6 protein-coding genes are annotated in these 8,420 nt (G+C 61.2%); all 6 read left to right on the plus strand.

Annotation, left to right across the window (positions count from 1 at the left end; genetic code table 11):
• A partial coding sequence (locus WCA53_RS13615) for an ABC transporter permease subunit (protein ID WP_423910920.1) occupies positions 1-614 on the plus strand: 614 nt, incomplete at its 5' end.
• Complete coding sequence (locus WCA53_RS13620) at positions 611-2,209, plus strand: ABC transporter ATP-binding protein (RefSeq protein ID WP_423910924.1); 1,599 nt, start codon at positions 611-613, stop codon at positions 2,207-2,209. The genes WCA53_RS13615 and WCA53_RS13620, both read left to right, overlap by 4 nt.
• A 135-nt stretch (positions 2,210-2,344) precedes the next feature.
• Positions 2,345-3,049 carry a C40 family peptidase gene (locus WCA53_RS13625; protein ID WP_423910929.1) on the plus strand — a complete coding sequence of 235 codons (705 nt, stop codon included), beginning with the start codon at positions 2,345-2,347 and terminating at the stop codon, positions 3,047-3,049.
• A gap of 721 nt (positions 3,050-3,770) precedes the next feature.
• Positions 3,771-6,632, plus strand: coding sequence for a xanthine dehydrogenase family protein molybdopterin-binding subunit (locus WCA53_RS13630; protein WP_423910932.1), 2,862 nt, complete (start codon positions 3,771-3,773; stop codon positions 6,630-6,632).
• On the plus strand, positions 6,629-7,249 hold the full coding sequence (locus WCA53_RS13635; RefSeq protein ID WP_423910935.1) for a (2Fe-2S)-binding protein: 621 nt from the start codon (positions 6,629-6,631) through the stop codon (positions 7,247-7,249). Before WCA53_RS13630 ends, WCA53_RS13635 begins: the two co-directional genes overlap by 4 nt.
• A partial coding sequence (locus WCA53_RS13640) for a c-type cytochrome (protein WP_423910940.1) occupies positions 7,246-8,420 on the plus strand: 1,175 nt, incomplete at its 3' end. The genes WCA53_RS13635 and WCA53_RS13640, both read left to right, overlap by 4 nt.

Below are 8,420 nucleotides of genomic sequence, written 5' to 3' on the forward strand. Positions count from 1 at the left end.
TCGCGCTGGTGCTGACTGCTATCGGCACGGTTCTCGGCATGCTGGCGGGCGCCGTGCAGGGCTATTTCGGCGGCCGCACCGACCTGACCGGCCAACGCCTGATCGAGATATGGAGCGCGTTGCCGGAGTTGTATCTGCTGATCATCTTCGCGTCGATATTCGAACCCAGCCTGTTCCTGCTGGTCGTGCTGCTATCGCTCTTCGGATGGATCGGACTGTCGGATTACGTGCGCGCCGAGTTCCTGCGCAACCGCTCGCAGGACTATGTTCGGGCCGCTCGGGCGATGGGTTTGTCGAACGCTCAGATCATCTGGCGCCACGTGCTGCCAAACAGTCTCACGCCGGTTATCACGTTCCTGCCGTTCCGGATGAGCGGGGCGATTCTCGCGCTGACCAGCCTCGATTTTCTGGGCCTCGGCGTGCCGCCGCCCACACCTTCACTGGGCGAATTGCTCGCGCAAGGAAAGGCGAATCTGGATGCTTGGTGGATCTCACTGTCCACCTTCGGCGTGTTGGTCGCGACGCTGCTGCTCCTGACCTTCATGGGCGACGCGTTGCGCAATGCGCTCGACACCCGGCTATCCGATGCGGTCAGGGCTGGAGGCGGCCAATGAGCGCGCCGCTGCTTGAGATAAAGGACCTCGCGGTACGCTTTGGAGACAACGTCGCCGTCGATGGCGTCAGCCTCACCATCGAAGCCGGCGAGCGCGTGGCGCTGGTAGGCGAATCCGGATCGGGCAAGAGCGTGACGGCGTTGTCGATCTTGCGATTGCTGAAAGACGCCGAACTCAGCGGTTCGATCTGCTTCGACGGCCAGGAACTGCTCACGAAAAGCGAGCGCGAGATGCGCAAGTTGCGCGGTTCCGACATCGCGATGATCTTCCAGGAGCCGATGACCGCGCTCAACCCGCTATTCACCATCGGCGACCAGATCAGCGAGACGATTCAGCTGCACGACGGCGTGTCCGCACGTGACGCCCGACGCCGCGCGATCGACCTGCTGGCGCGCACGGGCATCGCCGAGCCGGAAAAACGCATCGACCGATACGCGCATCAGTTGTCCGGCGGCCAACGCCAGCGTGCGATGATCGCCATGGCGCTCGCGTGCCGTCCGCGCCTTCTGCTCGCCGACGAACCGACCACCGCGCTCGATGTAACGATTCGCGCGCAAATCGTGGAATTGCTGCTGGAATTGCAACGCGATGAAGCCGCGTCGCGGGGCATGGCCGTGTTGCTGATTACCCATGACCTCAACCTCGTGCGCAAGTTTGCGCAGCGCGTGGCAGTAATGGAGCAGGGCGTCCTGGTGGAAACCGGCGCGATGGACGCCATTTTCGCAGCGCCACAGCATCCTTATACGCAGCGGCTTTTGCAGAGCAAGCCCGAGCGCACGGCGTTGCCGGTTCTGCCGTTGTCGCCGGTGCTGCTTGACGCGAAGGACGTGTGCGTCGAGTTCGCGACGAAGGTGCCTGGCGTGGGCGGTTGGTTTCGGCGCGGCTCATTCAAGGCCGTCGACGGCGTCTCGCTCACCGTGCGGCAGGGCGAGACCCTGGGCATTGTCGGCGAATCGGGATCGGGCAAATCGACGCTCGCGATGGCCCTTCTGGGCCTTCAGCGCGTTTCTCACGGCAAGGTGGAGTTCCAGGGGCGTGCGCTCGCCGATTATCGTGGGCGGGCGCAAACGGTCTTGCGCTCCAATATGCAGGTCGTGTTCCAGGATCCCTACAGTTCCCTTTCGCCGCGGCAGACGATCGAGCGGATCGTGGGGGAGGGGCTGGCGCTGCATCGACCGGAACTCGGTGCCGACGCACGCCGCGCGAAGGTGATAGCCGTACTGCGCGAGGTCGGCATGGACCGTACGGCGCTGCCGCGTTACCCCCACGAATTTTCCGGGGGGCAGCGCCAGCGGATCGCGATTGCGCGCGCATTGGTCCTTGAGCCGCGCATTTTGATCCTCGATGAACCCACCAGCGCGCTCGATGTGTCAATTCAGCATCAAGTTTTGCGCCTTCTTGCCGACATACAACAGAAGCACAACCTCGGTTACGTATTTATCAGTCATGACCTGGAGGTCATCGGGGCAATGGCGCACCGAGTCATTGTGATGCAGGACGGAAATGTTGTTGAAGCGGGTAATGTGGAGAATATTTTTACGATGCCGTCCCATGAATACACGCGAAAACTGCTGAAAGCGGCAATCGTGGCCTAATTTTCACCAATTAGGTGCCTGTCTTAATTGTATTTTTCTATCCCTTTTGACAGTTAAATAATTACTGGCTAGTATCAGGGCAACTTTTCCGTATCGCCCTGATTCCTCAGTTTTTTATCCCAAAACTACCGACCGATGCAGCAATTAACTTTGACTCAAACATGCGCGCGCGCAGCTGCCAGCATGTTGATCGGCCTGATGATGACAGCAAGTTCCGGTGTTTTCGCCGACGAAGCCAACAATTCAAGCCGTAATGCCAGCAATGGCCTGTTTTTATCCCAAACTTCGTCGCAGAGCGCCGCTAACGACATCTACCCCGCCGCCGACTCGGGCAGCACGTCGGACACCGTCTCGGCTACCGCTCCGAGCGGGACGCGTTCATTCTTGTCGGGCGTGGCAAACAAAGCGGGCGACGTAGTCGTCGGCGCGCTCAACATGATTGGCGTTCGCTATCGCTGGGGCGGTAATACGCCCGATTCCGGTCTCGATTGCAGCGGTTTCGTTCGCTACGTCTTCCAGGACACGCTAGGAATGACCTTGCCGCGCCGCGCCGAGGAAATGAGCCGTGTCGGCGAGAAAGTGCGCGTAAGCGATTTGAAACCCGGCGATCTCGTGTTCTTCAACACGATGCGTCGCTCGTTTTCGCATGTCGGCATCTATATCGGCGACAACAAGTTCGTCCATTCACCGTCTACCGGCAGCACGATCCGTGTCGACGACATGGATAGCGGCTATTGGGAAAAGCGGTTCCAGGGCGCTCGCCGTATCGACTCGCAGTTCCCTATCGATGCAAACGAACTTCGCCAGCGCGTGAGCGCAACGATCGGCAGCAGCAACTAAGCTCGCCGCTAAGCTTGGTTGCCAGGTTTAGTCGCTAAGCTGCTCGTGTCGCACAACCGCTCGTTATTGTGAGCGGTTGTGGTTTCAATAGCCTGCCTCGTCATTGAAGGCGGGCTTTTTGAATTTCCAGGCGATCAGCGGTAGATGGCGCATGCGCGTGCATGGGCCTAGGTTTCTGCTCGCTTGTCGCGGATGCAAATTCGGAGTGCTCCCAGTGACATGACGTCGTTCATGCACACGGGGCGCACAACGCCGCTTGCGCATCAAACTGGCTATTGTTGCCTGCAGAGTTACCTACAAAACTTGACATCGCTCATGGTGCGCGCGGCGTCGCGTCGCACGTACAATCGCCCACCTTTCCGCGCGCATCGAATGACTTCCAGGCTGACTTAACCGTTGAACTCGATGGTCGAATACCTGACTCGCATAAAGTTCACGAATCATTCGCAAATGGGTGAAACACGCTGATGCAAATCGCGGAACCCTGAATAAGGCCAGTCCGATTACGATCGCGGATGCGCCGCTATTCTGTGATTCGTTGATATCGCGTCAGTTCCGAGTTTGTCTCGCGTTTGCCTCGGGTCTGCCTAATTAAACATTTTTAAATATTGTTTCGGATTGCGAAATAATTGCAGGATTAACAAATAATGCGTAATGCAACGTGCCGAGCAACCTGCCGACATCGCTTCCCGGTTTCAGCCGATAACATGAAGAGAAAACCATGAGAGAACTCGACCGATCGCGTCGCGGTTTTCTTAAGGCAAGCGCAATGGTGGGGCTGACGGTGATTATCGCGCCGCTTGGCAGCCGTGCTTTTGCTGCGTTGTTCGAAGAGAAGATCCTGACCCCCATTAAATGGAATGCCGCGAACCAGCAGGCGGCGTTCCGTATCGACGGAATCGCGAAGGTCACGGGCGCGAAAGTGTTCGCTCGCGATGTCCGCGCAGCCGACATGCCGCATTGGCCCGATCACCAGTCGCACGCGTTCATGTTGCGCACGACGCTGGCCGACCGGGTGTATCAGGGCTTCAACCTGTCATTGCTTGGCGACGATCTTCAGCCCGACCGGATCGTGACAGCCGCGGATCTCGCGCGCGATGGTCTTGCATTCCCCGCGTTCTATGGCGACGACATGCTGTTGCCGCCGGGCAAGACGCCGGCGTATCTCGGCCACGCAGTCGCGATGCTGATTTACCACGACTTCGCGCGCTTTCGTTTCGCGAAGGACGCGCTGCAGTTCCACGACGAAATCATCCAGTACGGCGACAAGACCGGTCCGCTCGAACGCGACCCGTGGGGCACGTTCCGCTTTGTGCGCGTCGGCGGCGCGACGCCTTATGACGGAGACACGTTTTCCAGTCTCAAGGATTCCATGTTGTTCCCGAGCATGATGCGCAAGCACCAGCCCGTGTGGACCCAAGGCCAGGCGGGCGGCAAGCTCGACGAGCAGGGCATGTTCCATTCCGAGGCGATCGTTCGTGAACTCGATCATCCGCCTGCGAACTGGCTCGTGCTTGAGCGCGCATACAGCACGCAGTCCATCGACACGGCGGCGCTCGAGCCGGACAACGCGAATTGCTGGTACGACGCGGCGACTCAGTCGCTGCATATGGTCGTGCCGACGCAAGGTCCGCACGAGGTTGCGCAAAGCGCCATGGAGATGACGGCGAAGTGCCGCTTCCCGGTGAAGAGGCTCTTTCTCCATCCGTGCTACACGGTCGGCTATGGATCGAAGGACCACTTCAACGTGCCGTTCTACGGCCTGCTTGCCGCGATGTACGGCGAAGGCCGGCCGGTGCGTCTCGCGTTCGATCGCTACGAGCAGTTCCAGACATCGATCAAGCGCCATGCATCGAAGATGCGCTACCGGATTGCCGTCGATACGAAAACGCATCTCTTGCAGTCGTTCAAGTGCGATTTCGAAGTCGATGGCGGCGGACGCTGCAATTTTTCTCCATCGGTGGCCATGGTGGGCGCGAGCGGGGCGCAGTCGGTGTACTACTTCCCGAAGAGTGACCTGACCGCCGTGGCCATCGCTTCGCGCGCCGTCGATGCCGGGTCGGCGCGCGGTTACGGCACGCTCCAGACCATGGCCGCGACCGAAATGATGATCGATGAAATCGCGGGGCAACTCGGCATCGACGCTATCGACTTTCGCCTGGCTAACGCGTTGCGCTCCGGCATGAAGAACACGCAGGGCGCGATTCCCGCAGGCGCCATCCGTGTCGATGAGGTCTTGCAAAAGGCCCGCGCGCATCCGCTGTGGACCGAACGCGCGAAGAAGAAGGCCGAGTACGACCTGGCGCATCCGGGCGCGCGCTATGGTGTCGGCTTTGCGTGCGTGCAGAAGGACTTTGGCACGGGCGCGGAGTCGTCGTTTGCGAAGGTCGAACTCGCGCCGGATGGCTCGGTCACCTTGCAGCACTCGGCGGCCGAGATTGGCACGGGCGTGTCGACGTCGCAGGCGATCGCATGCGCGAAATGGCTGGGCCACCCGGCGAGCGTGGTGAGCATGGCCGTGATCGACTGGCCCGAGCTGCCGGTTGTAACGAGCGGCGATCCCTATCTGATGTCGCAGGCTGAGCAGGACAAGTTGTCGGCCAATCCGCGCTGGTCGCCGGGCATCATCTCGCCGGCGAGCGCGACCAATTCGGCGTTCTATTTCACCCATAGCACGTACGAGGCGGCGCGCGTCGTGTTCACGCACGGCGTGTGGCCAGCAGCCATGGCGTTGTGGAGCGAAGGTATTGGCGGCGGGCAAAGTGCGCCGCTGGTCGTGCGTCGCGAGGACGCGCGTTGGGTCGACGGCAAGCTGAGCGCTGCAGGCCTCGAGCCGCTGCCGCTGGAACAGCTCGCGAAGAAGGCACACGATCTCGGCCTCGTCGTGGGCGCGGTCGTGCATGTGTTCAACCGCTGGCAATGGACCGAAGCGGAATTCGCTATCGACGGTGCGATCGAGCGCTTGCCGATCGATGGTTTGTCGATGCTTCGCGGCGCCGGCACAAAGCAGCGCGACGCCGACGGCAAAGCGGCAGGACAGACATCGCAGGCGTCGCAAGCATCGCCCGCGAGCGGCTACCACGCGCTCGATCGAAAGCGGGTTTTCATCCCGCCGGTCCAGCGCAACAACGCGGCGGTGACCTACTACAGCGCTGTCGGCACGCTGGTCGAGCTCGCGGTGAACGAAGCGAGTGGCCAAGTCGCGCTGCTGTCGCATCACTCGATCATGGAGTGCGGCAACCAGATATCGCCGCAACTGGTTTCGGGGCAATTGCAAGGCGGCCTTGCGATGGGCATCGGCCACGCGCTGCATGAATATTTGCCGCTCTACGAAGACGGTCCCGGCAACGGCACGTGGAACTTCAACCGCTACCGCGTGCCACGCGCCAGCGACGTCGCCGTCTGGAATCAAACGGGCGACGTGCTGCCGCCCATCACGGAAACGGACCCGCCCAAAGGCATCGCGGAGGTGGTGATGATTCCGGTCGTCGGCGCGATCGTCAACGGCATTGCGCACGCAATCGGGCATCGATTCAACGACTTGCCCGTGACCCCCCAAAACATCCAGGAAGTGCTCGCATGACCGCCGCCAGTCAAACACCTACCCAAGGCACGGTCGCGCCTTTGACCCGGGCAGTGAAGCCCGCCTTGAAGCCGATTTTGAAGCCAATCTCGCTCACGCTCAACGCGGTCGCCGTCGGCCCGATCCAGGTGCCTGAGGGCCTGATGATGATCGACTTCCTGCATGAATATGTCGGCCTGACCGGATCGCGGCTCGGCTGCGGGCAGGGCGTCTGCCACGCGTGCGTGGTCATCGTCGATCATGCGGGCGGCACGAGCGAAGAGGTGCGAACGTGCATTACGGGCGCGCATTTCTTCGACGGCAAGACGGTGCGGACCATCGAAGGGCACGGGAAACGCAACGAAAAGGGTGAGGTCGTGGAGTTGACGCTGGTGCAGCAGAAGTTCCTGGAGCACTTCAGCTTTCAATGCGGCTATTGCACACCGGGTTTTGTGAACGCGGCGACTGTCTTGATCGAGCGTCTTGAGCGCCAGCCGATCGCGAAACATGAGGTCGAGCAGGCGATCATCACTGCACTCGACGACCATATCTGCCGATGCACGGGCTACGTACGCTACTACGAAGCGGTGAAGGACGTGATCATGAATACGCCCGGACTGCTCAAGGATTCGGCATGATCCGGTCGCTCTCTCTTACGTACACCGCACTCGCGCTAAGTGCCGCGTTGCTGGCAGGATGTGGCGATAGCAGCAATCACGGCAATGAAGTAACCGCCGCTGCCCACGCGTCCACGCCCGAGCAGGTCGCACGAGGCCGCTATCTCGCGAAGGCCGCCGACTGTGCCGCCTGTCATACGGTCGCTGGTGGCGCGCCGTTCGCGGGCGGCGTGAAGCTCGAATCGCCGTTCGGTACCTTTTATGGCACGAATATCACGCCGGACCCGGTGCACGGCATCGGCAAGTGGAGCGCCGCGCAGTTCTACGACACACTGCACGACGGCGTGACGCCGGACAAGCATCTGTATCCCGCAATGCCCTACACGTCGTACCGGACGATGTCCCGTGACGATAGCAACGCGATCTATGCCTACCTGATGGCGCAAAAGCCGGCCACCGTTCCGAACCTCGAGCCTAGCCTGAAATTTCCGTTCAACGTACGCCCCGCCGTGAGGTTCTGGAACATGCTGTTCCTGAAGGACACGTTGCCGGATGCATCGACAGGAAGTTCTGCGGACTGGACTCGCGGACGTTATCTGGCGAACGCATTGGGCCATTGCGCCGAATGTCACACGTCACGCGGCGCGTTCGGTCAGATGGACGGCGCAAAGACGTTCCTGGGATCGGATCTGGGGCGTGTAGTCCCGCCGGACATCACGCCGGCCGGGCTAGCAGCTCGGGGTTGGAATGCGGCCGATTTGCAGGCGTTCTTCGCGACGGGAATGTCTGCCCAGGGTTCGGCGTTCGGCGAGATGCATCCGGTGGTGTATCTGAGCAGCCAGCATCTTTCACCCGACGACCTTCGCGCGATGTCGACGTATCTGCTCGGCGATGCACCTCCCGCGCCGGCGCCCGCACCCGTCCAAGGAGATATCACGCCGTGGGCGGCCGGGCGGACGGTTTACCTCGGTGTATGCGCCGGCTGTCATGGGCGTGTGGGAGAAGGGCGCCCGCACGTGGCGGTATCGATGCAAGGCAGCACCACCGTACGTGCCGCCGATCCGCATAACCTGATCGTTGCCATGCTCGATGGCATCGGCGCTGCCGACTTTCCCGGCACGGAAAGGCTGCAGGACATGCCGGGTTTCGCCAAGACGCTGAGCGACGAAGAACTGGCGCAACTCGCCAATTA

It is taken from the genome of Caballeronia sp. (assembly GCF_049581465.1).
Taxonomy (GTDB): Bacteria; Pseudomonadota; Gammaproteobacteria; order Burkholderiales; family Burkholderiaceae; genus Caballeronia.

Bases quoted from the DNA above. Each gene is read 5' to 3' on its own strand.
- WCA53_RS13620 (WP_423910924.1), top strand. From the start codon at position 611: ATGAGCGCGCCGCTGCTTGAGATAAAGGACCTCGCGGTACGCTTTGGA.
- WCA53_RS13625 (WP_423910929.1), top strand. From the start codon at position 2,345: ATGCAGCAATTAACTTTGACTCAAACATGCGCGCGCGCAGCTGCCAGC.
- WCA53_RS13635 (WP_423910935.1), top strand. From the start codon at position 6,629: ATGACCGCCGCCAGTCAAACACCTACCCAAGGCACGGTCGCGCCTTTG.
- WCA53_RS13630 (WP_423910932.1), top strand. From the start codon at position 3,771: ATGAGAGAACTCGACCGATCGCGTCGCGGTTTTCTTAAGGCAAGCGCA.